The 245-nt window shown below is 66.9% G+C and carries 1 protein-coding gene; it reads left to right on the top strand.

Annotation, left to right across the window (positions count from 1 at the left end; all coding sequences use genetic code 11):
* Positions 1-15: 15 nt before the first annotated feature.
* Positions 16-245 (top strand): ATP-binding cassette domain-containing protein (locus tag ACPYOM_RS23485; protein WP_481347827.1); only part of this gene is annotated, 230 nt, incomplete at its 3' end.

The raw sequence follows: 245 nt of genomic DNA, 5'->3' as shown, positions 1-245 counted from the left end.
CAGGCACGGCAACGCATGGCCATGATCTTCCAGAAGATCCACTTGGTCCCGCGCCGCACAGCCCTGGACAACGTCTGCGCCGGTGCCCTTGCACGCATCCCCACGGTGCGCTCGCTTACTCCCCTGCTGTTCCCGGCGGAAGTCCAACAGGAAGCCCTCGACTGCCTGGACAGTGTTGGCCTGGCAGACCGCGCCTTCGACCGCGTCGGCAGACTCTCCGGCGGACAGCAACAGCGCGTGGCGGT

Source organism: Monashia sp. HAY1-2A (assembly GCF_056755315.1).
The sequence above is the reverse complement of the archived record's forward strand: the minus strand, read 5'-3'. Positions and strand labels throughout refer to the sequence as shown.